Origin of the sequence: Legionella hackeliae, from assembly GCF_000953655.1 — a bacterium.
Classification (GTDB): domain Bacteria; phylum Pseudomonadota; class Gammaproteobacteria; order Legionellales; family Legionellaceae; genus Tatlockia; species Tatlockia hackeliae.
In genome coordinates this window covers 1,245,809-1,271,403 of the sequence record NZ_LN681225.1, presented here as the reverse complement: position 1 = coordinate 1,271,403, position 25,595 = coordinate 1,245,809, and the positions used below count along the sequence as shown (strand labels likewise).

Sequence of the window (25,595 nt, the reverse complement as noted above, 5' to 3'; positions counted from 1 at the left end):
GATAGTGAGCAAACGATGAAAAATTTGTTGTCAAAAAAAATAATTATGAACCGCTTGGTCGAGACAACCTCATGAAAGCTCGCTCGGTATCTATTTATTTTATCTACATCTGGCTTATTGTTTTTTGCCTTATCCCCCTAAGCATGGTGTTACTAGCAAGCTTTCTATCGCGTGACAGTGGTCATCTGGTTACTCTGCCTTTTACTTTGAATAATTATGAAGCTCTACTTAACCCAACGTTTGTGAAAATTTTTTTTCGCTCACTCTTTATAGCCTTATTGACGACTGGAGGGTGCTTACTTTTGGCCTATCCTTTTAGTTACTTATTGGTTAAATCCAGGCATCAATCGTTGCTATTATTGCTCATAATTATTCCATTTTGGACGAGTTCTCTAGTACGAACTTATTCTCTAATTGCCATTCTTAAAGCAAAAGGAGTACTAAATACTCTGTTGTTAAATCTACACCTAATCGACAGTCCACTTTCCTTACTCTATTCTAATTTTGCTGTCATTAGTGGCTTAATTTATAATCTTTTCCCATTTATGGTATTGCCAATCTTTACCAATATGGAGCGCTTTGACTTTCGATTAATTGAAGCCGCAAAAGATTTGGGAGCCAGTAAAAGGGATATCTTTTTCCGTGTCTTTTTGCCTAATACGGCAAGTGGTATTGCTGCGGGCTGTTTATTGGTGTTATTACCCGCAATGACATTATTTTATATTCCTAATGTACTTGGCGGTGCTCGCTCTATTTTGTTGGGAAATCTGATACAGGATCAATTTCTTGTTTTAGGAAATTGGCCTCAAGGTGCTGCGACCAGTATGATTCTAACCGCTTTATTATTGTTGCTGCTAATTATTTTTCGGCGTCAAAATAAGGAGGATTTGCGTTGAAAGTATTTTCGCAAAAACTTTTTATTCTCCTTATCTACCTTATGCTCTACTTGCCTATTTTGGTTTTGGTAGTTTACTCAGTCAATAATGCTAAATTCTCCTTGCAGTGGCATGGATTTTCAATGCGTTGGTATTACGAACTTTTCCATGATAGAGGATTATGGACGTCTTTCCTTCACTCCGTTATTTTAGGACTAACCGCTTCGACGATAGCTACAACAATCGGATTACTAACTTGCGTCAACTTATTTCTATTTCGTAGCCGTCATCGCCGTTTCTTGCACGTCATGCTGCTCTTGTTAATCATCATCCCTGATCTCGTACTAGGAGTAGCATTACTCATATTCTTTAACACCAGCGACATACCATTAGGTTTCTTTAGTTTGTTGATTGCCCACATTACGTTCTGCATTCCTTTTGTTGTTTTGACAATTAACAGCCGAATCCATACTTTGGATCCTAATATCTATTTTAGTGCTCTCGATTTAGGTGCCACACGATTTATTGCATTAACTAAAATTTTATTACCTTTATTGTGGCCCGCAGTCTTAAGTGCGTTTTTGCTTTGTTTTACCCTCTCTTTTGACGATGTAATTATTAGCTATTTTGTCGCTGGTCCTGATTTTAATATTTTACCCTTAACAATTTATTCTCTAGTAAGAGCAGGCGTCACACCTGAATTGAATGCACTATGTACCATTACTATTTTGTTATCGATGGTTATGGTAATTATCTCACATCTCTTGTCAGGTAAATCACCATGAGTTATCGCTATCTTTTACTGACTTTACTTCTTTCAACCACCTCACTTTGGGCACAGCGGGTAGTGAACGTTTATGTCTGGGGAGGTGAAATTCCCAAGAAGGTCATTCAACAATTTGAGCATGAAACAGGGATTACAGTTAATTTCTCGACCTATGACAGTAATGAAACTATGTTTGCCAAATTAAAAGCTAGTGGCAAAAGCATTTATGATGTGATTTTACCATCCGCCTATTTTGTAGAGCGTATGCAAAAACAAGGCATGTTAACCCGTCTGGATCAGAAAAAATTACCCAATTTGAGTAATATTTCTGAAAATTTTACCCAAAATGATTATGATAGAGGAAATCACTATAGTGTTCCTATCATTTGGGGAGCTACTGGCATTTTCTACAACCAGAACTCTGTAATCCAACCCCCAAGGGCTTGGAAAGAGCTTTGGCAAAGCCGCTGGCGAAGACAATTAATGCTATTGGATGACTCCCGTGAAATCTTTGCTATTGCCTTAATGAGTTTAGGTTTTGATCCCAACGATACTAATCCGGAACACATTAAAGACGCTTTCCATCATTTGTTGAAGTTAGTACCAAACATTAAATTGTTTGCTAGTGACAGCATTCAGGCAATTATGATTGATGAAGATGCTATCGCAGGCTCATCCTGGAATGGTGATGCATTCAAGGCTCACGCCGAAAATAATAAAATTGGATTTAACTACCCGCAAGAGGGTTTTGTAATTTGGGTAGATTGTCTTGCTATCCCATCAAATCCACCTCATCAAGAAGAGGCCTATCAATTTATCAATTTTATATTACGACCGGATATTGGGATGAAGATAGCTCTGATGGAAGGTCATGCTATAACCAATAGTAAAAGCAAAGCACTTTTACCAACAGCAATCAGGCAAAACCCCATTGTTTATCCATCAAATGAAATCTTAAATCGAGGACACTTTCAGCGCGATGTGGGTGAACAAACCTTAGCTCTTTACAATATGTACTGGCAGCAATTGAAGTTAGCGTTTTAGTAATCTGAACACTAAGTCTATGCTCCAAAACCCACTTTGTTTGAAGGAAAATCTTTTTTATTGTGGGGTTCGACAGAAGGCTGCTGGAAAAATGCATTTTTTGCCTTATCGTATGCATGATACCCCCCCATAACCATTCCCGTACCTAGTGTAACTCGAGTAGTGTCGACTGCCGTTGTTTTAAGAGCCTCGCGTAGAACATGAAGTGCCGCCTTACTAAAAAAAGATATCATATCCACATTCCTGAATAATTAATGCAATCCATTAAATTGTTAGGAAATTCTAAACGAATCATTAAAGAATGCAAAGAGACACTAATTCTAGTGTTAATTAACTTTCTGCTACGATGGGTTTTAAAAATATTAAAATTAGAGCAAGTAAGAGTTAATTTTGTTGGGTCAATCGATCCAACTTAAACATTAAATCGATCTCAAAAATTCAACCAACACTAAAGTTGATGCCTCAACTGGATGCCTCGGACAAGCCGAGGCACGTCGAAAGAAGAGCATACTCATGCAAGTGCAAAGAAGTGGAATTGAAATGATGAGGTGGGAGCATACGGATTATTTTACTTACCCCTACCTGCCTCGGCCGAGATACCTAGAAAAAAGAGCATACTCATGCAAGTGCAAAGAAGTGGAATTGAAATGATGAGTTGGGAGTATACGGATTATTTTACTTACCCCTACCTGCCTCGGCCGAGATACCTAGAAAGAAGAGCATACTCATGCAAGTGCAAAGAAGTGGAATTGAAATGATGAGGTGGGAGTATACGGATTATTTTACTTACCCCTACCTGCCTCGGCCGAGATACCTAGAAAGAAGAGCATACTCATGCAAGTGCAAAGAAGTGGAATTGAAATGATGAGGTGGGAGTATACGGGTTATTTTACTTACCCCTACCTGCCTCGGCCGAGATACCTAGAAAGAAGAGCATACTCATGCAAGTGCAAAGAAGTGGAATTGAAATGATGAGGTGGGAGTATACGGGTTATTTTACTTACCCCTACCTGCCTCGGCCGAGATACCTAGAAAAAAGAGCATACTCATGCAAGTGCAAAGAAGTGGAATTGAAATGATGAGGTGGGAATATACGGGTTATTTTACTTACCCCTACCTGCCTCGGCCGAGATACCTAGAAAGAAGAGCATACTCATGCAAGTGTAAAGAAGTGGAATTGAAATGATGAGGTTGGAATATACGGGTTATTTTACTTAACCCCTACCTGCCTCGGCCGAGATACCTAGAAAGAAGAGCATACTCATGCAAGTGCAAAGAAGTGAAATTGAAATGATGAGGTGGGAGTATACGGATTATTTTACTTAGTCCCCTACGTGCCTCGGCTTGTCCGAGGCATCCAGAGAGGTGCTGAATCGAGCCCTAGGTTGTGACTCAATAAATCAAATTTCCTGGTGCTTGCAACCAGGAAATCACTGTGTTATAGGCCTTTGGAGACTCGGTCTGCAATTTCATCAGTATCAGGCTTTTCTTTACTTTTAGGCCAAATTTTTCTTAAAGGTTCAATACCCAATGCGTGATCCAAGCCAAAAATAATACTGAAAGTTAGAGCGCTTTGAGGACTTCTTATCAAAAACTCCTTGAATAAGGTAAATCTTATGCAATCCAGAATTACGCCTCGACCACCCGTTTTTACCTGAGCTTGCATCTGACGAAACATCGTATATGGTGATACTGTTAACAAACGTCCATTCTCCATTTTTGACGCCAATATCTTTCTATCAGCATAAGAATTAGGCACTGTAGTTAATGCTGTTGCAATGACACCAGCAGTTGCACCGCCACATAATTTATTATAAAACTCATCTTCGAATTTGTAGAAAGAACTGATGTAATCCCCAACAAAACCTAGAGCTGCAAAATTAATAAATCCTGAAGCCGTACGGGATCCCCAGTTAGCCCAGGTTAATTTCACATAATTGGTAAAAGACCAGTTAAAATTTGCATTAGTAATAATATTTGCACTTTCTAATTTTGACTTATTCCCCAAGCCGTTGCTGATTAATAAATCTGCCTGAGAGAAAAGAAATGTCCCTAACCAGCGTTGACGAATCGGTAATTCTGCTTCTAGTTGTTCTTCCGTGACCTCCCGATTAGCCTGCTTTGCGCTTACGGCCACGGCACCTCGTTTTTGCCCCGCTAAAGCGTAGGGAAAGAAACCACGATACAACCCTCTGAATAGTCCATTCTTTAATGACGAAGTAGCACCAGATTGAAGTTGAAAATGAGTTAATGTCGCTTGAAATGGTTGAGTTAACGCAGAGACTGAAAAAGAGATAAGTGCAGTTTTAAAAGTCACATTCGCCAACATATAAGCTGGGCTATTATAGATATTGTTGTTATTAGCATCAGTAGTCTTATCTATCTCTCTACGTTCTTGCATTAATTATCCCCAATAAAAATTTTACTCAGGGTAACTAATTTTTCTTAAGAGAATATTAATAAAGGACAAATATTGTAAATGATGACCAACTTTGTAAGGACTTTGATATTCTCCACGTAAAAGGAGAGTTTCAATGCCCTAACATTAGATGAGAATAATACTAGTTTTACACGCATACTGAGGATAAGTAGACACAATAACTCGATAAATGTCGGCATTGAGCTCTCCAATAGCATCACCGATATCGGTATTCTTTTTGCATTAGGTATAAATATAGAAACAGCTATCCCTGAAACCCCCTCTCGTTTTCCTGGGCTTACCAGATAATTATCAATTAGTGCCTGAATTTTTCTATCGACAGTTACATTTAAACGTTCTGTTGCTTGGCTCCAAAGGTATAACCCTGAATTAAAAGCAACGAACAAAGTATAAAATGTTCTATTGAGGAGTTCTTCGTTATCCTTAAATCAATGCTGTCCATTGAAGACGAATCTGATGTGTGTACAAATGTGGCAAACTTAGTTTACTAGTTAACATTAAGGGTTTACTTTTGATGTTATAAAGGTAGATAAAATTATTAAACTCAGGTAAACCATACTGCCAAACATGACCATCGATTTTTATTTGCGTTTCACCATAAGCGGCGATTCCTAACTGGTAGAAATATTGTGAATTGATAGCATGCTCAAACCCCAAAGCAAATCCAAGGTTACCCGCCAGCTTGTACGAATTTTCGCTTGTATAATAATTACCAAAGGGGCGGTAGTAACTCTAACGATTGCGCCCTATCGGTATCTATCCACTCAACACCCAAACTGGTTGTTACAAACGGTCGGTAACTGATTAGCGCCTCGATAGCTCACATAGAACCAGCAAATGCAGAAGCATATTGCCAGGTTTGCCACTAATAAAGAAATCGTTTTAACATAAGTCCTTCTAAATACCACTTTCAGCTTCTTTTGATTTAATTTCCATAATAAGGGATTAGGACTAACTCAACGCTGACTCATTGGTCTTTCTGTTTGCTCATCTCAAGCTGTTCACCAAAACAAAGCGCCATAAACAATAAGAAGAAATAACCAGAGCCTGAATAAAGAAGTAAGGAATCTGATAAATTACCTATCAAAAATGGTATAAACATGGCAAACGCAATAATTCTTGTTTTGTCCAGGCGTAAACTGGCGCGAAATATACTATAGAAAAAGAAAATCAACGCAGCAATTCCCAGCAACCCAAATTCAGCAGCAGTTAGCCAATATTGGCTATGTGGTTCTATTAATTTCCAACTCCAAAATGGGACAGGTTTTTCTTGTTCGAAATAATAGGTAAAACTTCCAGTACCATTACCTAACATAGGATGGCGGTTGAATAATTGGTGTGCATAATCATGAAATTGTAGACGTAATCCGATATCCGTATCTTTCTGATTATTTTGGTAGCTCTGAAGTTGCTGAGCAATTGCATCGACACGCTCTTTCATCACTGGACTTGCAAAATAGCTGGTTACAAATACTGCAAAAACCAAGCAAACTCCGGCTATAGCTTGTCGCCATGTACAAAGCTGCAACATCAAAATTGCCATTAGCAGCAAATAAATGACATATCCAGTTCGGCCTCCACTCACAAAAAGAACCTGGTAACTAAACATTAGTGCAAGCAAACCATACCCTAAACGTGTATAACCTTGCTGTCTATAGGCAAACAACCAGGATAAATAAGCAGCAAAAGCAACCATAAAACCCGTCATAATATGATTACGAAACACATGATCTGGATTAAAATTAAACGATTGCAAAAAACCATGGAATTTTAAAATTGATAAGAAGCAAGTGATGACGATAGCCAATAAGAAAGTATGTAAACTTAATTGTCTTGTTTTAGCATTCTGAAATCCAGCAACTAAAACGGGGAAATAAAGCAATTTACTATATTTTTCAATCATGAATTTCTTATCGCCAAAGCTTGCGGGACTCCAGAAGCAAGCAACTATTGCCACAAGAAAAAGCAATATTGCAGCTTTTCCCCAATCACTGGAAAAAAGTGCTAATGCATCTTTACGCAAAGTTGGCGTGAATAATATTGCTATTAAAGAAAGGCTTAGAAAAACACTTTTAGCCGTAGAGCTCATAGGCAAGGCTAATAATGTAGCTCCTAATAAAATCGAAACCCATCTTTGCATGGGAAATCTTTGAGAAAAGCTAATTGATGTATCCATTCTTAATTGTCTCGTACTATGGTGGGTAATTTATCAACTTTTGAATCGCGATAAAGTTGTTTAATACCGCGATAGAAAGTGCCCTGTGCATTAAGAACAGCAAATAAAAAACCGGCTTTGCCATCCAAAAATCCTCGTTGTAGAAAATAACAACGGAAAAACATCCATGTCGTGCCCAGCAGGATTTTTGCAAAATTTGGTGGATTTTTTTGCTCTATACGAATCTTTGCACTATACGATGAGTATTTATTTACTTTATATAAAGCATGACTCACATCTTGAAATGAATGATGCTGGATTGCTAATTTCAGGCGAGCTATTCGTGCTGCAGACGGTAATAGGACTTTTTCATGAACGATATCATCACTATAGCGAGCACCTACCCTCTTGAAGAGGCGAATATGCCGTTTGGGACTGGAGGAAAAACGTAAGAGCTTTCCATAAAAATACATACAAATTGGGATTCGATAAGCATCCGCCGCGTCATTGTTAATGACCTGTCTAATCATTGCTTGCAATTGACTATCCACTGATTCATCGGCATCAAGATTTAATATCCAATCACCAGTAGCATGAGCCAACGCTCGCTGTTTTTGAACACCGTAACCTTGCCAATCCGTACAATAGACATGGTCCGTAAATTCTTTGGCAATAGCAACGGTGTTGTCCGTGCTACCCGAATCAAGAACAATAATTTCATCCGCCCATTGCACTGACTCTAAGCAACGTCTAATGTTTGCTTCTTCATCCTTGGCAATAATGATGACACTCAGCATGTAATAACCAATTTGATATTATTTCGCTATTTTAACCCAGAACAAACATAATTGTCAGCTTTAACTAATTGCTTGGTAATAGATGGTGGCATGCTAATCACGCACAGAAACTTCGCGCTTGTAGGATATTAAAAAAAATGCGCCATAATGGCGCATTTTTTAAGTTTATTATTTAGAAAACACCTTCGCGATGATCATGGCTGTCGAAATGTAATTTCCCGTCTTTTACTTTCAAGGTCACATGTCCGCCATTCGCTAATTTACCGAAAAGTAGCTCGTCAGCAAGGGGTTTTTTGACATTTTCCTGGATTAATCGTGCCATAGGACGAGCTCCCATTGCCTTGTCATAACCATGTTCAATTAACCAATCACGTGCTGCCTGATCAACTTTAAAGGTCACTCCCTTATTACTCAACTGTTCATCAAGCTCCATGATAAATTTATCGACAACTAAGCCAATGGTTGCTGTGTCCAAAGGTGCAAAATTAATAATTGCATCCAATCTGTTTCTGAACTCCGGACTAAATTGACGTCTTAGAACTTCCAAGCCATCATTGCTGTTATCCTGAAGTGAAAATCCGATAGAGTTCCTGCTAATTTCACTAGCTCCGGCATTTGATGTCATCACCAAAACTACATGTCTGAAATCAGCTTGACGACCATTCGTGTCAGTTAATGTACCGTGGTCCATTATTTGCAATAGTAGATTAAATACATCTGGATGTGCTTTTTCTATCTCATCCAATAACAACACTGCATGTGGGTTTTTAGTCACAGCCTCGGTCAGTAAACCACCTTGATCATAGCCAACATAGCCAGGAGGCGCACCAATTAAGCGAGACACTGTATGTTTTTCCATATATTCAGACATGTCAAAACGTAACAGTTCAATACCTAATACATTGGCAAGTTGTTTGGTAACTTCTGTTTTACCTACCCCTGTAGGACCTGCAAATAGGAAGCAACCCACAGGCTTTTGCGGTTCCCGCAAACCAGAACGAGCCAATTTAATTGCTGAAGCAAGTGCTGTGATTGCATCGTCTTGCCCATAAACCAACAATTTTAAATCACGCTCAAGATTACGTAGCGTGTCTTTGTCTCTTGCTGACACTTTTTTAACAGGGATACGGGCGATTTTAGCAACAACACTTTCAATTTCAGTGACACTAATAATTTTCTTACGTTTATTAGCAGTCAATAGATTTTGATAAGCGCCAGCCTCATCAACCACATCAATCGCCTTATCAGGTAAGAAGCGATCGTTAATATATTTTGCCGACAGCTCTGCCGCCGCTTTGAGTGCTGGAATAGAGAATTTAACACCATGATGCTCTTCCAAACGACCTTTTAACCCTTTAAGGATTTCGAAAGTTTCATCGATACTTGGTTCTGTAATATCAATCTTTTGGAAGCGTCTGGCAAGCGCTCTATCCTTCTCAAAAATACCACGATATTCTTGATAAGTTGTGGAGCCTATGCATTTTAATTCACCATTAGCCAATAATGGTTTAATCAGGTTTGAAGCATCCATAACGCCACCTGACGCAGCGCCAGCTCCAATAATTGTATGGATTTCATCAATAAAGAGAACGGCTCCATCTTGTTGAGAAAGTTGTTTTAAAACAGCTTTTAATCGTTTTTCAAAATCACCACGGTATTTGGTACCCGCTAGCAATGCGCCTAAATCCAGTGAGTAAACGACACAATTATGAATCGCCTCGGGCACTTCGCCATCTACGATACGACGGGCTAACCCTTCAGCAATGGCTGTTTTACCAACTCCTGCTTCACCGACAAGTAAAGGGTTATTTTTTCGACGACGGCATAGAACTTGGATTGTACGTTGAATTTCTTCATGGCGACCAATTAATGGATCGATTTTTCCAAGTCGAGCACGCTTGTTAAGATTCATGCAATAGCTTTCTAAAGGTGATTCATTAACCTCATTGCCAAGTGTTTCTTCATCCATAGAGTTCATGTTCTCTGTCATATCGTTGTGGTACTTGGAAACACCATGAGAGATGTAATTAATCACATCCAGACGCGTAATATTTTCACGACGTAAAAAATAAACGGCCTGACTTTCTTGTTCACTGAAGATAGCGGCTAACACATTTGCTCCGGTCACTTCAGTTTTACCTGCTGATTGCACATGAAATACAGCACGTTGTAAAACACGTTGGAACCCTAGTGTAGGTTGAGTTTCTCTATCTAGCTCATCTTCGGGAATCCTAGGGGTAGTTTCATCAATAAATTCAATTAAGTCCCGACGCAAAGCATCAATATTTGCATCGCAAGCCTGTAACACATTTCCTGCTGCTGGGTTATCAAGTAGCGATAATAATAAATGCTCAACAGTCATGAATTCATGACGCTTCTCCTTCGCTTCCTTAAAGGCTAGATTTAAGGTGAATTCAAGTTCTTTGTTTAACATTGTCGTTGCTCCTCTCTCCAGCCACCAACATTCATTCTGGTTCCATGGTACATAACAGGGGGTGCTGATTGCTTCTGGCATGGTCGTTAACCAAAGCTACCTTTGTTTCTGCTATGTCCCTAGTAAAAACACCACATACGCCCTTCCCAACAATATGAACCTGTAACATCACCTGCGTTGCTACCTCTTCATTTAAATGGAAAAACCGCTTTAAAACTTCTACTACAAACTCCATGGGTGTGTAATCGTCATTAAGTAAGATCACTTTATATTTTCTAGGCTGTTTAATCTCCGGTTGAACTTCTGACTCAGCCGTCTTGCGTTCAATTATTTCCTCTAAAGACCATCCACTCATAACATACACCCTTTATTAATTTTATAGACTTCTAAAGCACTTTTGGCCAGTAAAAATTGATTTAATTCTCTAAAAAATTAAACCTTGCGACAATCAATAACAGCTTGACTAGATTGCATTCAGATTGGCTTCCACAACTGGTTCTTAATTCACCAGTACTCTTTGTCTAAAAATTGAGTTGCAACGAAATTTTTTTTATTACTACAATCGTTAGTCCTTTAAGGACGTATTCTGTTCGATTGGTCGTTAAAAAGCATCTTGCTAGTAATGAGCTAATTAGTTATCTTCAGTCAATTGCACAAATTAAAATGCTCTGATGATTGAATCATCAGAGCGAAATTCACCTTAGCAGCTACTTACATATGCTTAATCATTTCTTCCGCAAAGCCAGAACTACTAACACAAGTCGCCCCGTCCATTAAACGTTCGAAATCATAAGTTACAGTTTTTGCTTCAATAGCACCTTCCATCCCTTTAATGATATAGTCAGCGGCTTCCATCCAACCCATATGACGTAACATCATTTCTGCTGATAAAATAAGCGAACCTGGATTCACTTTATTCTGTCCAGCATATTTTGGTGCAGTACCGTGCGTTGCTTCAAATACCGCCACTTTGTCACCAATGTTGGCACCAGGAGCAATACCAATTCCACCAACTTGAGCAGCAAGTGCGTCAGAAATATAATCACCATTTAAATTGAGCGTCGCTATAACACTGTAATCTTCAGGACGCAGTAAAATTTGTTGTAAAAAGGCATCCGCAATGACGTCTTTCACAATAATCATTTTACCGGTTTTTGGATTAGTCAATTGCATCCATGGACCGCCCTGGTATTCTGTCGCGCCAAAATTTTCACGAGCAACCTGATATCCCCAGTCCTTAAAAGCACCTTCGGTAAACTTCATGATATTTCCCTTATGTACTAAGGTGACTGAATCGCGGTTATTGTCAATAGCATACTGAATAGCAGCTTTTACCAGTCGTGTGGTTCCCTCTTTAGAAACAGGCTTAATGCCTATGCCGCAATGCTCAGGGAAACGAATTTTCTTCACACCCATTTCTTTTTGCAGGAAATTAATCACTTTCTTGGCATCGGCAGTATCTGCTTGCCACTCAATACCAGCATAGATATCTTCTGAATTCTCACGGAAAATAACCATATCTGTTTTCCATGGTTCTTTTACAGGACTTGGAGTGCCAGTAAAGTAACGAACTGGACGTAAACAAGTATAAAGATCGAGATCTTGACGAATAGCGACATTTAACGAACGAATACCACCACCCACTGGGGTAGTAAGAGGACCTTTGATAGCCACGACATACTTTTTCAATGCCTCTATTGTTTCTTTAGGTAGCCACTGATCAGCACCATAAACCTTTGTTGCTTTCTCTCCTGCATACACTTCCATCCACGAAATCTTTCTTTTATCGCCATAGGCTTTTGATACTGCTGCATCCACTACATGAATCATTGGTGGAGTTACATCAACGCCGATGCCATCTCCTTCAATAAAAGGAATAACTGGGAAATTAGGAACTTTCAAAGACAAGTCAGCAGCAACTGTAATCGCTTCTCCTTGCGCAGGAACATGAATTTTTTCGAATGTCATAGGCAACTCCGTCAATTTAAAGTGAGTTATCATAGCATGCGAAAACCCTTTGTCCCAAATGCGTTTCACTGCATAATAAGCTTTTTTAAATTAGATATAAAACTCGTGAGCGATATTTTATTATTCAACAAACCATTTGGTGTCTTAAGTCAATTTACAGGTGAAGAAAGCGATAGGACATTAGCCGATTATATAAAATTACCCAATTTTTATGCGGCGGGACGTTTAGATAAAAATAGCGAAGGTTTACTTTTATTGAGTAGCGATGGCCAATTACAACATCGACTTACTGATCCTAAATTTAATAAAGAAAAATATTATTGGGTACAGGTTGAAGGCACTCCTCAAGAAAAAGATTTTATACCAATTAGGCAAGGATTAACCATTAGAGGGGTACGTTATCTACCCGCCAAGGTTCACATCATAGAAGAGCCAAACTTATGGCAACGAGATCCCCCTATCCGTTTTCGAAAAGCCATTCCAACTTGTTGGTTAGAAATTATTTTACGCGAAGGTAAAAATCATCAAATTCGCAAAATGACAGCCGCCATAGGCTTTCCGACCTTAAGACTTGTCCGTCATCGTATTGCAAACTGGTCGTTAGGTAATCTTCAACCAGGCGAATATGAATTCAAGACTATAGATATCGGAGATTTAAATCGCATGTAGATTGCATTACAATTTGCAACTTAATCATTTCCTAAAACTCAATACCAGTTCAAATCGTCTATTAAACAGTAGCTGGCACGGAGCTCGTTTTCAATTAGATGAGGAGGACTCTTTCTTGATTCCTATGCTTTAAAATCTCATTAATTTTACCAGAATCAATCCTCCCTAAAGTCATTTTAGATTATTCCCGAGAAGATCTGTTTGTTCAATTTCAAATCACAAAGACTGCTATACTGAGAACAAGGGTATCAATGGAATGTCATCATGAAAGACAAGAGCGAAGGCGACAAAAAAATTCAAGGATCCGAAGAATCAACCCCTAATGTGGCGGAAAGTGTCGGTGCTGCTGCGGCAGCGGCGTCAGTTGGATTGGCAGTTCCTAATGTAGTAGGAAGTGCAGGTGCAGCAGCTGCGGCGGCTGCAGTCGAACCCGCTCCTTTAGTTGTCATGCAAGTACGTGATTTATCGGCTGAAGCTATGCGCCTATTAATGCTACGAGATGAAAATGGCTATCTTGATGCAATGTATGCTCTGGCTGCTGCCTGTGCTGATTTGATTAATAATCATGGACGACAGGCAAGTGAAGTGATTAATATCATTGAAGGAAGTATGCATGAAGCCTATGAGCCCAATTTACAGCGAGTAGTAGGTCAAATTGGATATCATCAAGCTGAAAGAGCCCAGATTGATATGAATACCATGTTTGGTATGGCTCAAGATGACCGATTAATTGCCCGTATAGATGCTTTACAACGAACCAGAAAGACACCTTTGGCTGATCTTATTGAGGGCGTGGTTACTGACACTATGGTACGAGCCAATCGAGATTATGGCGCTGCATTAGATATAGATCTGATGGGTTACCGACCTCATTAACGCCAAGACAAAGCTTCTCAAGTTTTACCGGCTTAGTTTACGGCTATAAACAGCCCTAACTTGCAAGGTATCATCTGCCAGCAATCTTACCCAAGGCCACAAAATCATACTAATTGCCGCACTTCCTACGCACATTAAAAAGCTAATGTGATAGCCTAAGACAAGTTCCATCATCATGATAAGCATTTGATACAACAGACAGAAAAAACCGATTAAAGCCATTTGCTGTCCCATTGAGAAAAAATTAAAGCGCCGCTCTTTATTACTCGCAATCCAGGTTACTACTGATAACGCAAAGGCATGCTCCCCAAGTACAGTTGCTAGTAAAACATCCAGTATTAAACCAATGATGAGTAAAATAACTACATTAAAATAACCTGGCAGAAAAAACTGAAGGTATAAAACAAGCATTAGAACCCATGGTGGCCTTAAGCCTGTTAACAATTCCGGCAAAGGCAGAATAGTTAATGCAAGAGTAATAATAGCGGCAATAAACAAGCGCAAATAGATTACATTCATGCATTGTCTCCTAGTGCATTCAATCGCTCATTGATCTGAGCTAATAATGCAGCCTGTTCTTTATCAGGCCATATCAGTAAAACAAGGCGAGTTCTATTCAGTAAGGCAATTGGCATAACATCCACTTTAATAAATGCTTCCCCAGGGATACTTTTTACTGCTTCAACACGACCAACGGGGTAACCTTCTGGATACAATCGCCCCATACCCGAAGTTACCAACAAGTCACCTACGCCAATTGATGACGTTCTGGGAAGGTTAATCAATGACAATTGCCCCATGTTGTTGGTACCTACCAAAATAGCTCGCTCTCCTGTACGGTTATTACGCACTGGAACTGCACTTTTGGAGTCCGATATTAACAGAACAGTACTGGTCATTGACCCTACGTCAATGATTTGCCCCATCACACCCTTGGCATCAAGGACGGGCTGACCAACATAAACACCGTCACGCTTGCCTTTATTTAAAACTACCAATTGACGGGAACTACTGGTGTCTACAGCCAAAATTTGTGCAGCCATTGCCTGCATTTTAGCCTTGGAAGATGTTAATAATAACTCTCTTAGTTGAGAGTTTTCTTCTTTAATTACAATTAACTTCTGCAGTTCAGCTTCAAGTAATGTTTGCTGGTATCGCAGCTGCATATTTTCATTAATTAATGCTTTCTTTGCGCTTACTAAAGATTGCATCCAACCGATAACACGAACAGGATAGTCCACTGCATATTGAAGAGGTGAAATAAGCAAAGCGAAACCACTACGCACATTTTTCAGGTAATTGTAATGGTAATCAGAAAACATCAATAAAAAGGACAAAGCAGAAGCAAACACAAATCCAAATGCTTTGTGCTTGCCTTGTTTAGCAAAAATCCTGCTTCTAGGATTATTCTGTTGAGAGGAAATCACCGCCACGAAGATCCATGGTTTCTAATGCCTTACCACCACCACGAGCTACGCAGGTTAGAGGATCTTCTGCAACCAGCACGGGTAGGCCTGTTTCTTCCATTAATAAAGTGTCCATGTTCTTCAATAGGGCACCACCACCAGTTAATACCATACCGCGCTCTGCAATATCTGCAGCAAGCTCAGGTGGAGCTAATTCTAAAGCGGCTCTAACTGCACCCACGATTCCTGAAAGAGGCTCTTGTAAAGCTTCAAGAATTTCAGCGCTCGTTAGAGTAAAGCTACGAGGTACACCTTCAGCTAGATTTCTACCTCTGACTTCAATTTCAAAGAGGTCACGACTTGGGAATGCGGAACCAATTTCATGTTTGATACGTTCAGCAGTTGTTTCACCAATTAACGTGCCGTAATTACGGCGAACGTAAGAAACAATTGCATCATCAAATTTATCCCCACCAATACGAACTGACTGATGATAAACGATTCCACTTAAAGAAATAATTGCAACTTCTGTAGTACCGCCGCCAATATCAACCACCATTGAACCGCTAGCTTCCTCAACAGGCATACCAGAGCCTAACGCTGCAGCCATCGGTTCTTCAATTAGGAAAACTTCACGAGCACCAGCACCCATTGCCGACTCACGGATAGCACGTCGCTCTACTTGTGTTGAACCACAAGGTACGCAAACCAGTACTCGCGGGCTTGGACGCAAGAAACGATTCTCATGAACTTTATGGATAAAATGTTGCAACATTTTTTCTGTAACAAAGAAGTCAGCAATTACGCCATCCTTCATGGGTCGGATCGCGTTTATATTGCCAGGTGTTCTACCCAACATACGCTTCGCTTCCAGACCAACAGCAGCAACTCGTTTCTGACCTGATTCACTACGAAGGGCAACGACAGAGGGTTCGTTTAATACTATTCCCTTATCCCTAACGTAAATCAATGTATTCGCTGTTCCCAAATCGATTGATAAATCATTGGAAAAAACGCCCCTTAATTTCCTAAACATGTGCAACATTACCTCATTCTTTTTTTGGCGAACACTTTAACCTATATTTGAATAAAAATCGACAGATCTTTATTAAGATTTTTTTGCTTTCTTAGGGGAATTATTTAAGAGACTTTATAATCATGCTTTTTTTAACCAATTCAACCAGTTAATTTTCCCCCTTTCACGTACAGTAGTTTTTAATTGCTTAAGCTCCTGGTAACCTTTAAAAGCAAGCAAGTCTCCATAAAAAATTAAAGGAATGATCAAAGAATAACTATAATTTTTGTGGTTTTTCATGAAAATAATGGCGGGTAACCCCGCCATATTACTAAGATTTTTTTTATAAAATATCTTAGCCCACAGTAAAAACTTCCTGGAGTTGCATTAAATGGTTCTTCACAAATTGTTTCCCTAATCCACGTACTTGAGACAATTCTTCAATAGATTTAAAACCATGATGTTCCTCACGATAACGAACAATTGCTTCTGCACGTTTTTTTCCAATTCCTTTGACTGACTTAGACAATAACCCCACATCAGCAGTATTTAAGTTAATTTTACTCAAAGGAGCATTGGTTTTGGTAATAGGAGGATTTATCACTTGCTCTTTGGCATGTAGAGGAAGAGAGGCTACGCACAACGACAATACAGCAGCAAATAAATTTGCTTTCATTATATTCTCCATAATTGTTGGACTAATATGGGATTAACATTTTCCAAAAGCTAATCCCTCAACTTTCTTGCTTACCTGCAAGAAGGTTGATGAGTATGGCAACATTTTTTTTAGCTGTCGAGCATTATCTGATTGGAGTGTGAATTTAGTACGTATGCAACGCAAGCCGTTAATTTTTCTACCATTTCAAGATGTAAAAACTCATTAGGACCATGCGCATTCGAATGAGGACCTAAAACTCCTGTGATCATAAATTGAGCTTCTGGGAACTTTTCTCCCAACATTCCCATGAAAGGAATTGTCCCCCCCTCACCGATATAAGCTGCCGGTTTCTTATAGAACGTCATTGACGCACTATCTGCAGCTTTTTCTAGCCAGGAAACCATTTTAGGTGCATTCCACCCTACTGCCCCATCATGAATATGAAATGCCACTTTGGCATGATAAGGGGGATTTTCAGTCAGTGCTTTTTGCATAGCGACAGCAGCTTTTTTAGGGCAAACTAATGGTGGCAAACGCATTGACAATTTTAAAGAAGTTTTTGGTCGCAACACATTTCCGGCGTCACCAATTAAAGGCAAACCTTGAGCGCCAGTAATTGCTAAAGCAGGACGCCAGGTACGATTTAAAATGAGCGCTTGCCTATCCTTTGTAATAGGTTCAACCCCTGGATGGAAGGGAAAATTCGTATATAGCTCGTCACCTAAAATTTCAGCGCAAGCCGTCGCTTGACTGATGCGTTCGTCTGGAATTGGACAAAATAACTCTTCAAGCTTAATTTCGCCACTCACTTCATCTTCAATCCGACTTATTAACTGCTTGGCAATGCGAAAGCTATCTGCCACGATGCCACTGGCATAACCTGAATGAACACCTTCAGACAGTAATTCCACCGACAACTCTCCCGTGATATTACCGCGTAACGAGGTCGTCATCCATAATTGTTCATAATTACCAGCTCCAGAATCCAGACAAATCACCAGCGAGGGCTTACCAATTTTTTCTTTTAAGGCATCGATATAAAAAGGTAAATCATAACTGCCACTTTCTTCGCAGGCTTCAATAATAAGAACAAATCTTGCGTGAGGTAAACCTTGCTCTTGCAAAGCTTGTATAGCGGTTAATGACGCATAGGCTGCATAGCCATCATCAGCCCCACCTCTGCCGTAAAGACGGCCATCTTTAATGACTGGTTTCCATGGACCTAATTCTTCTTGCCAACCACTCATCTCTGGTTGTTTGTCTAAATGCCCATAGAGCAACACTGTATCATCAAGCTGTCCTCGGACTTCCATAAACAGCAATGGCGTTCGATTTGGTAAGCGGACCACTTCAAGCGTCATTCCTGCTGGAGCATGAGCTTTACACCAATTTGCGACGTGTGTCACCGCTTGTTCCATGAAGCCATGTTCCTGCCATTGAGGATCAAAATGTGGTGATTTATTGGGAATCTTAATGTATTCACAAAGGCTAGGGAGAATTGATTCTTGCCACTGTCGACTTATGTACTCATACAATTTCTGGGGATTCAACATGCATCTGCTCCTTGAGTAACGCAATAATTTTCAAGGCTGCGGATTCAATTTGAAGCGCCTTGATTTTTGCAACAATGTCTACCTTGTGTTCATTAATTTCATCAATAGCTGCCAAAAAAGATTGCGAAGTGAGGTTTTCCTCTTCGACGACAACACTAATACCTTGCTTTTTGAAATACCTGGCATTTTGAATTTGATCACCACGACTTACTTTGGCAGATAAGGGAATTAAAATATGTGGCTTTTCTAATGCAAGAATTTCACATAATGCATTTGCACCGGCACGTGAAATAACCAAATCACTTGCCGCGAATAAATCTGCCAATTCTTCGTTCGCATATTCAAGTTGGCAATAGCTTTCTTTATTCAACAATGTGTTATCAATTTTTCCTTTGCCGCACAAGTGAATGATTTGATAATTTTTGCACAAAACAGATAAATTTTGTCTTACAGTAGTATTGAGTAATGCCGACCCTAAACTCCCTCCCATCACCAGGATGCAGGGTTTATCAGCAGTAAATCCACAAAGAGCTAATCCTTGGGCTTTTGAACCTTTAAATAATTGAGACCGAATAGGAGTTCCTGTAATTTCAACCTTTTCCTGCTTCTTAAAATGCGTTTTGGCGGCAGCAAAGGTCAGACAGATTTTGTCAACAAAAGGAAAACTTAAGCGATTGGCTAGCCCTGGTGTCATATCTGATTCATGAGCAATCACCGGTATACGATGTAGCCAGGCAGCAACAACGATTGGAAAAGCGACAAAACCACCTTTAGAAAAAACAATATCGGTCTTAAGCTTACGTAACAAACAATAGGCTTGAGTAATGCCTGCAAAAATCTTTAACGGATCTAAAAAATTTTGCCAGCTAAAGTAGCGTCGCAATTTCCCACTGCTGACCGCATGATAAGGGATATTTAATGCGCTAATCATGCTTTTTTCTACACCATTTTCTGAACCGATATAATCAATTTGCCAGTTACTATTTTGCAAAATTTCAATTAACGCTAAATTGGGTGTTACGTGTCCTGCTGTACCACCCCCAGTAAATACTATACGTGGATTCATTTAACTTCCCTAACCAATAAACTTAAATCAATTGCTTGAATCGATTTGGTAATGGAGCCAACCGAAATATAATCGACTCCCGTTGCTGCAACAGCAGAGATGTTTGATAAATCAATGCCGCCAGATGCCTCTAATTGACAACGCCTTTGATTCATTATTACTGCTTTCTCAAGCATAGCATTGCTGAAATTATCAAGCAAAATGCGATCGGGCAACGCGGCAAGAGCCTCTTCAAACTCACTCAGAGTTTCCACTTCCACTTCAACAAAAAAACCTGGCTGTTTTTCTCTCGCCAAAGCAATTGCCTTCGTGATTGAACCACAAGATTTAATATGATTTTCTTTGATTAAAAACGCATCATACAAACCCATACGATGATTCTCTCCACCGGCACAGGCAACCGCATATTTTTGTGCTCGACGAAGACCAGGAATCGTTTTACGAGTATCTAGCAATTTTGTCGTTGTGCCTTGCAATTTAAGCAAATATTGACGAGTTTGAGTCGCTGTAGCTGATAAGGTCTGTAAAAAATTCAAAGCTGTACGTTCTGCTGTAAGAATATCAGTAGCAGGCCCTGTTATCTGACATAAGATCGAAGGCTCATTAAGCCACGCTCCTTCCTGTACATACCAATTTATAGTAATCTCAGGATTAATTTTGGCAAACACTGCTATTACCCATGGGATGCCACAAACCAGCATTGGTTCGCGTGAAATAATATCAGCATTGACTATTAATAGTGGTGATAATAAAGCAGCACTAATATCTCCAGTGCCTACATCCTCAGCTAATGCTCGTGTTACATCCTCTAAAACGTAAGATTTATTGATTATCATGCTTTATATCTCGATGACTTTTACCATATCTTGCTTTAAGCAAAGGTGGTGCAAGAAAAGTGGTGACAACAACCATTAGAATGATGGCAGAAAAAAGTTGATCAGAAATGACACCTAGTGTGCGACCAATTGATGCAAAAACTAATCCCACTTCACCACGAGGTAACATACCAATACCGATAAGCAACCGATCATCTTTTTTATTTCCACCCCATCCACTCACTAATTTTCCTATAATGGCCGCCGCGATAAGTGCTGCAGACATGAGCAATACGGACCAATCAGCAAAAGTTTCAAGTTTTACTTGAATACCAATTAAAATAAAAAATAACGGTGCCAAAATTGACTCGAGTGGCCCCACTAGACTTTTAATACTGCGCGCTTCAACGTGATGTCCATTTTTAGTGGTGAAAAAATCATCATGAAGGATTAATCCAGCTGCGAAAGCGCCAATAATTGCAGCGAGGTCAACCAGAGTTGCCAACCAAGCCAAAATCATCACAAAAATGAATGAAGCGAGTAATTTAACCTCCCAAAACTCCAGGAAGTTATCAAAAAATATAACAACCTTCTTTAAAACAATAGGCCCTAATGTTAATGCCACCACAAAGAACATCAGAGCAGAAATAACAATACGGACTACCATGCCAAAATCAACGGTATCATTGATTACAAGGGAACTCACCACCGCCAATATAATCAGACCCAGAATGTCATCAATCATTGCAGCACCGAGAATAGTTCGTGCCTCTCGAGTACGCAATTTTTTCATTTCTCCAAGAACACGTGCAGTAATCCCTACACTTGTTGCTGATAAAGTAGCTGCAACAAACAAATCAACTTTATAAGATGCCGTGGGTAACAATAGACGGGCAATGATAAAGCCCAGGAGAATAGGAGCAACTACCCCAACGACCGCAACCTGAATGGATTCACGGCCGGTCTTTTTTAGTTCCGCAATAGAACTTTCCAACCCCACCATAAACAGCAAGAAAATCACCCCATAGCGAGAAAAAACATCCAATACATAGCCTATTTTTATTAAATCAAGACCATGAGGACCCGTGAGAGCCTCTATTACTTCTTTTCCATAAACAGGGTCAGCGATGTTCGCCGAAACAGCTTGAGACAGGGGACTACCTCTTAAAATTGACCCCATCACACTAAAAATTTCGGGACCTTCGCGCAAAATGATCATTAAATGGGAACCAAAGTAGTAGCTCAAATTACCTACCAATACTCCCATCAATAACTCACCCAATACACCCGGTTGTCCTAATCGGCGTGCAAGATAACGCCCTACTAAAGCAAAAAATAGAATAAGCGTCACCCATAATAGTATGGGCGCAATTGGATCATGATGAGAGTCTTGTTGAATACTTGCATATACTAAAGCAGGAAAACCTAATAATGCCAAATAGAGTAGAGAACGCCTCATTTATTACCTGCAAGAAAGAGACAAGTTTCCAGCACAGAATCCGGATTTAAGGATACGCTATCAATTCCCTCCTTCATTAACCACTGAGCAAAATCTTGATGATCGGAAGGACCTTGTCCGCAAATTCCCACATATTTTCCTGCTTTCTTGCACGTTGAGATTGCCATGTGCAGCAGAGCTTTCACTGCAGCATTTCGCTCATCAAACTGCGAAGCAACCAAACCTGAATCTCTATCTAATCCAAGTGTTAACTGCGTCAAATCGTTAGAGCCAATAGAAAAACCATCAAAGTATTCCAAAAACTGACTGGCGAGCAATGCATTTGAAGGTAGCTCACACATCATAATAATACGCAAACCAGCTTTTCCTCGTTCAAGACCATGCTCTCGCAATACGTCAATGACATCTTTCGCTTCTGCCACAGTTCTTACAAAAGGAATCATCACTTCAACATTCCCCAACCCCATGTCTTCTCGAACTCGACGAACTGCCTGACACTCAAGTGCAAAACATTCAGCAAAGTCAGTTGAAACATAGCGTGAGGCTCCACGAAAACCCAGCATAGGATTTTCTTCATGAGGCTCATAATGCTTACCACCAGCAAGATTTGCATATTCGTTAGATTTAAAATCAGAAAGTCGAACAATGACAGGTTTAGGATAAAAAGCAGCGGCGATTGTCGCAATCCCTTCTTTCAAACGCTCAATGTAATACTCCACAGGGGAAGCATAAGCAGCAGTTTTCTCATTAATGAATTCTTTTAGTTGCTTATCCTGAATTTTATCGTATTCCAGTAATGCTTTTGGATGAATACCAATCGTATTGGAAATGAGGAACTCTAATCGGGCAAGCCCAACCCCAGCATTAGGAATCGCCTGGAAAGCAAATGCGCGCTCAGGATTACCCACATTTAACATAATTTTAAGAGGAAGTTCTGGCATGGTATCAACATCAAGCGAGATCTGTTCAAAAGGCAATAACCCTTGATACACATAGCCTGTATCACCCTCCGAACAGCTTACAGTGACCTCATCCCCATCTTTAATCGTTTTTGTCGCATCTCCACAACCAACTACCGCAGGAATACCTAATTCACGAGCAATAATAGCAGCATGACAAGTTCTTCCCCCACGATTGGTTACAATCGCGGAAGCACGTTTCATCACAGGTTCCCAATCAGGATCTGTCATGTCCGACACTAATACGTCGCCTGGCTCCACGCGATGCATTTCACTAATATCAGTAATAATTTTTGCACGTCCTTGGCCTATTTTTTGACCAATACTACGACCCTCGGTGAGTATTTCGCTTCTTGACTGAAGGCTATAACGCTCTGATACTTGTGAACTCGCACGACTTTTAACAGTCTCGGGACGTGCTTGTAAGATATACAGTTTCCCATCCTTACCATCTTTAGCCCATTCAATGTCCATAGGACGGCCATAATGTTTCTCAATAATAAGGGCATGACGTGCCAACTCTTCAATTTCGTCAGTTGTTAAAGAAAATAGAATGCGCTCTTTAGGAGCCACTTCAGTCGTGGTAACGGTCTTTTTATCAGTGGCATCGTTTGCGTATATCATTTTTACAGCTTTACTACCTAAAGTCCGACGAATTACTGCAGGCTTTCCAGCGTTTAAGCATGGTTTATGGACATAGAATTCATCCGGATTTACAGCCCCTTGTACCACCATTTCACCCAATCCGTACGATGAAGTGATAAAAACAACTTCGTTGAAACCTGATTCCGTATCCATCGTAAACATAACGCCACTGACTGCCAAATCACTACGAATCATTTGTTGAATGCCTGCTGACAAAGCAACGTCATTATGGGCAAAACCGTGGTGAACACGATAAGCAATGGCACGATCATTAAATAAAGAGGCAAATACTTGCTTGATAGCAATCAGAATTGCATCTATTCCACGAACATTAAGGTAGGTCTCTTGCTGGCCTGCGAAAGAAGCATCCGGCAAATCTTCAGCCGTAGCTGAGGAGCGAACCGCAACACTAAAATCAGTATGACCGATCACTTTTACTAAATCTTCATAGGACGTTCTAACAGCTTTTTCAAACTCTTTAGAGAAGGGGGCTTCCAAAATCATTTGGCGAATTTGTTTACCAGCCGTGGTTAATGCAGCAATGTTTTCCGTATCCAGGGAAGCTAACATGTCGTAAATTTTCTGGTCCAGCTTATTTTGGGTAAGAAACTCTCGAAATGAATCAGCGGTCGTAGCAAACCCTGTGGGCACCAGAACACCGGCTGAAGATAAATGACTTATCATTTCTCCCAATGAAGCATTTTTCCCACCAACCTGCTCTAGATCTCGCATCCCTAAGCGCTGAAAATCAATTGTATGCACACTGACCGCCATAATCTATCCCCTACTCCTTCAAATGCCCACCATTCTACTTAAATTAAAGGATGATGTGAATGAAAGTATGTGTGATTATAACTACGAGCTACAACCAAGCCTTAGTATCATTGGATTATAGACTTGAGTGTGTTTACATTTCATCTTAAGTCCACATCCTGCGAACTTAGATGGTAAGCGTCAACAGACCTTAGAGCCTATTGCCTATACAATCGAATATTGACGGGTTGTTTGATCTCTTTATTAGAGCGAATAGGATTAATATCAAGCCCACCTCGGCGTGTATAACGAGCATAAACGGTGAGTTCAGTAGGCTGGCAATAATGCATAATATCCATAAATATACGTTCCACGCATTGCTCATGGAATTCGTTATGATTTCTAAAAGAAACCAAATATTGCAACAATGCCTCATTATCAATGCGATGTCCGCTGTAATTGATAGCAACCGACCCCCAATCTGGCTGGCCTGTTACAGGGCAATTTGATTTGAGTAAATGACTATACAGGGAACTATTCTCAACTTTGTCATGATGAGCTTTCAAAAGCTTAGAATTTACTCGATATTCATTGCAATTGATATCCATCTCATCCAGGCAAAAGCCTTCAAAGTGACTAATTTTAGAATTATTAAAGTCCTCAGGAGAATAAATGGTAACAGACACCTGACGTCCAGCGACTTTACTAAGATCATGAATAATGGTTTGCTGCACAGACTCCACACTACTAAAGTGGGTATTATTAAATGAGTTTAGATAGAGTTTAAATGATTTTGACTCAATTAAATTCGGAGAATCACATGGAATAACAATGTCTGCAACCGCGACAACAGGCTTCCCTTTTTCATTCAACCAGGATAGCTCAAAAGCAGTCCATAAATCGTACCCTTTAAAAGGCAAATTTTGCTGCGCCATGATACCGATAGCATCACGCTTAGGCTGACGAGAAATAGGAAACAAAAGCGTGTTATTATAAGTTTCAATATAAACAGTTTTTTGTCCAAGTGGTGAAGATTCTAGCTGCTTTTCTGACATTTTTAGCTATGCCCTTAATTTAACCGCCATGAATTATAACAAATCACTTGCTCTTATACATCTAATAAATTATTACTATTCCCCCAGATAAGTATTAACTTTTCGTAATTTATCGTTTTTAAATATTTTTTTCTCACATAGCAGTTTATTATGTATAAATTGGGCTTGGTCTTTTTTGTTTATTTTG

The 25,595-nt window shown here is 39.8% G+C and carries 23 protein-coding genes; 5 read left to right on the top strand and 18 right to left on the bottom strand.

The features are described 5' to 3' along the window. Window positions 1–71 precede the first annotated feature (71 nt). Genes LHA_RS05800 through LHA_RS05790 form a run of 3 tightly spaced genes read left to right on the top strand, consistent with a single transcriptional unit; the run spans window position 72 to window position 2,685 of the window. Window positions 72–896 (top strand): ABC transporter permease, encoded by an 825-nt coding sequence (locus LHA_RS05800; protein ID WP_045105706.1) that lies wholly within the window; start codon window positions 72–74, stop codon window positions 894–896. 41 nt (window positions 897–937) lie between these two features. Next, window positions 938–1,660, top strand: a complete 723-nt coding sequence (locus LHA_RS05795) for an ABC transporter permease subunit (protein ID WP_370447940.1) — start codon at window positions 938–940, stop codon at window positions 1,658–1,660. Then, the gene (locus LHA_RS05790) at window positions 1,657–2,685 is read left to right on the top strand and encodes an ABC transporter substrate-binding protein (RefSeq protein WP_045105704.1); all 1,029 of its coding nucleotides are present in this window, start codon (window positions 1,657–1,659) and stop codon (window positions 2,683–2,685) included. Before LHA_RS05795 ends, LHA_RS05790 begins: the two co-directional genes overlap by 4 nt. Before the next feature lie 17 nt (window positions 2,686–2,702). On the opposite strand, the gene LHA_RS05785 is transcribed toward LHA_RS05790, so the two are convergent. The 8 genes from LHA_RS05785 to icd form a co-directional block, all read right to left on the bottom strand. Beyond that, window positions 2,703–2,918, bottom strand: a complete 216-nt coding sequence (locus tag LHA_RS05785; protein ID WP_045105703.1) for a hypothetical protein — start codon at window positions 2,916–2,918, stop codon at window positions 2,703–2,705. A gap of 1,205 nt (window positions 2,919–4,123) precedes the next feature. After that, on the bottom strand, window positions 4,124–5,086 hold the full coding sequence (locus LHA_RS05780) for a hypothetical protein (RefSeq protein ID WP_045105702.1): 963 nt from the start codon (window positions 5,084–5,086) through the stop codon (window positions 4,124–4,126). A gap of 462 nt (window positions 5,087–5,548) precedes the next feature. After that, a complete protein-coding gene (locus tag LHA_RS05775; protein ID WP_045105701.1) occupies window positions 5,549–5,782 on the bottom strand; it encodes a hypothetical protein in 234 nt (77 codons plus the stop codon). A 310-nt stretch (window positions 5,783–6,092) separates the two neighbouring features. Beyond that, on the bottom strand, window positions 6,093–7,265 hold the full coding sequence (locus LHA_RS05770) for an O-antigen ligase family protein (RefSeq protein WP_045105700.1): 1,173 nt from the start codon (window positions 7,263–7,265) through the stop codon (window positions 6,093–6,095). A 38-nt stretch (window positions 7,266–7,303) separates the two neighbouring features. Continuing rightward, window positions 7,304–8,077: a glycosyltransferase family 2 protein gene (locus LHA_RS05765; RefSeq protein ID WP_045105699.1), complete on the bottom strand. Its 774-nt coding sequence runs from the start codon at window positions 8,075–8,077 to the stop codon at window positions 7,304–7,306. Between the two features lie 172 nt (window positions 8,078–8,249). Further along, entirely contained in the window at window positions 8,250–10,511 is a 2,262-nt protein-coding gene (gene clpA / locus LHA_RS05760) for an ATP-dependent Clp protease ATP-binding subunit ClpA (protein WP_045105698.1), read from the bottom strand. Between the two features lie 31 nt (window positions 10,512–10,542). Further along, window positions 10,543–10,866, bottom strand: coding sequence for an ATP-dependent Clp protease adapter ClpS (clpS, locus tag LHA_RS05755; protein WP_045105697.1), 324 nt, complete (start codon window positions 10,864–10,866; stop codon window positions 10,543–10,545). A gap of 356 nt (window positions 10,867–11,222) precedes the next feature. Then, the gene (icd, locus tag LHA_RS05750) at window positions 11,223–12,479 is read right to left on the bottom strand and encodes an NADP-dependent isocitrate dehydrogenase (RefSeq protein WP_045105696.1); all 1,257 of its coding nucleotides are present in this window, start codon (window positions 12,477–12,479) and stop codon (window positions 11,223–11,225) included. A gap of 105 nt (window positions 12,480–12,584) precedes the next feature. Between icd and LHA_RS05745 the strand changes: the two genes are divergently transcribed. Together LHA_RS05745 and LHA_RS05740 are read left to right on the top strand one after the other, a co-directional pair. Beyond that, window positions 12,585–13,148, top strand: a complete 564-nt coding sequence (locus tag LHA_RS05745; RefSeq protein ID WP_045107415.1) for a pseudouridine synthase — start codon at window positions 12,585–12,587, stop codon at window positions 13,146–13,148. A 264-nt stretch (window positions 13,149–13,412) separates the two neighbouring features. Beyond that, complete coding sequence (locus LHA_RS05740; protein ID WP_045105695.1) at window positions 13,413–14,024, top strand: hypothetical protein; 612 nt, start codon at window positions 13,413–13,415, stop codon at window positions 14,022–14,024. 24 nt (window positions 14,025–14,048) lie between these two features. On the opposite strand, the gene mreD is transcribed toward LHA_RS05740, so the two are convergent. From mreD to queF, 10 genes are all read right to left on the bottom strand, one after another. Then, the gene (gene mreD / locus LHA_RS05735; protein WP_045105694.1) at window positions 14,049–14,543 is read right to left on the bottom strand and encodes a rod shape-determining protein MreD; all 495 of its coding nucleotides are present in this window, start codon (window positions 14,541–14,543) and stop codon (window positions 14,049–14,051) included. Next, on the bottom strand, window positions 14,540–15,451 hold the full coding sequence (gene mreC, locus LHA_RS05730; protein ID WP_045105693.1) for a rod shape-determining protein MreC: 912 nt from the start codon (window positions 15,449–15,451) through the stop codon (window positions 14,540–14,542). Before mreC ends, mreD begins: the two co-directional genes overlap by 4 nt. Next, window positions 15,429–16,466: a rod shape-determining protein gene (locus LHA_RS05725; protein ID WP_045105692.1), complete on the bottom strand. Its 1,038-nt coding sequence runs from the start codon at window positions 16,464–16,466 to the stop codon at window positions 15,429–15,431. Before LHA_RS05725 ends, mreC begins: the two co-directional genes overlap by 23 nt. A 334-nt stretch (window positions 16,467–16,800) precedes the next feature. After that, on the bottom strand, window positions 16,801–17,121 hold the full coding sequence (locus LHA_RS05715; RefSeq protein ID WP_045105690.1) for a ComEA family DNA-binding protein: 321 nt from the start codon (window positions 17,119–17,121) through the stop codon (window positions 16,801–16,803). A 110-nt stretch (window positions 17,122–17,231) separates the two neighbouring features. Continuing rightward, complete coding sequence (locus LHA_RS05710) at window positions 17,232–18,656, bottom strand: M20 family metallopeptidase (protein ID WP_045105689.1); 1,425 nt, start codon at window positions 18,654–18,656, stop codon at window positions 17,232–17,234. Continuing rightward, window positions 18,631–19,722, bottom strand: coding sequence for an undecaprenyldiphospho-muramoylpentapeptide beta-N-acetylglucosaminyltransferase (locus LHA_RS05705; RefSeq protein ID WP_045105688.1), 1,092 nt, complete (start codon window positions 19,720–19,722; stop codon window positions 18,631–18,633). Before LHA_RS05705 ends, LHA_RS05710 begins: the two co-directional genes overlap by 26 nt. Then, on the bottom strand, window positions 19,719–20,558 hold the full coding sequence (gene nadC / locus LHA_RS05700) for a carboxylating nicotinate-nucleotide diphosphorylase (RefSeq protein WP_102046633.1): 840 nt from the start codon (window positions 20,556–20,558) through the stop codon (window positions 19,719–19,721). Before nadC ends, LHA_RS05705 begins: the two co-directional genes overlap by 4 nt. Next, on the bottom strand, window positions 20,545–21,996 hold the full coding sequence (locus tag LHA_RS05695; RefSeq protein WP_045105687.1) for a cation:proton antiporter: 1,452 nt from the start codon (window positions 21,994–21,996) through the stop codon (window positions 20,545–20,547). Before LHA_RS05695 ends, nadC begins: the two co-directional genes overlap by 14 nt. Further along, window positions 21,993–24,374, bottom strand: coding sequence for a phosphoenolpyruvate synthase (ppsA, locus tag LHA_RS05690; RefSeq protein ID WP_045105686.1), 2,382 nt, complete (start codon window positions 24,372–24,374; stop codon window positions 21,993–21,995). The genes LHA_RS05695 and ppsA overlap by 4 nt, the downstream gene beginning before the upstream one ends. Window positions 24,375–24,571: 197 nt before the next feature. Then, entirely contained in the window at window positions 24,572–25,408 is an 837-nt protein-coding gene (queF, locus tag LHA_RS05685; RefSeq protein ID WP_045105685.1) for an NADPH-dependent 7-cyano-7-deazaguanine reductase QueF, read from the bottom strand. Window positions 25,409–25,595 lie beyond the last annotated feature (187 nt).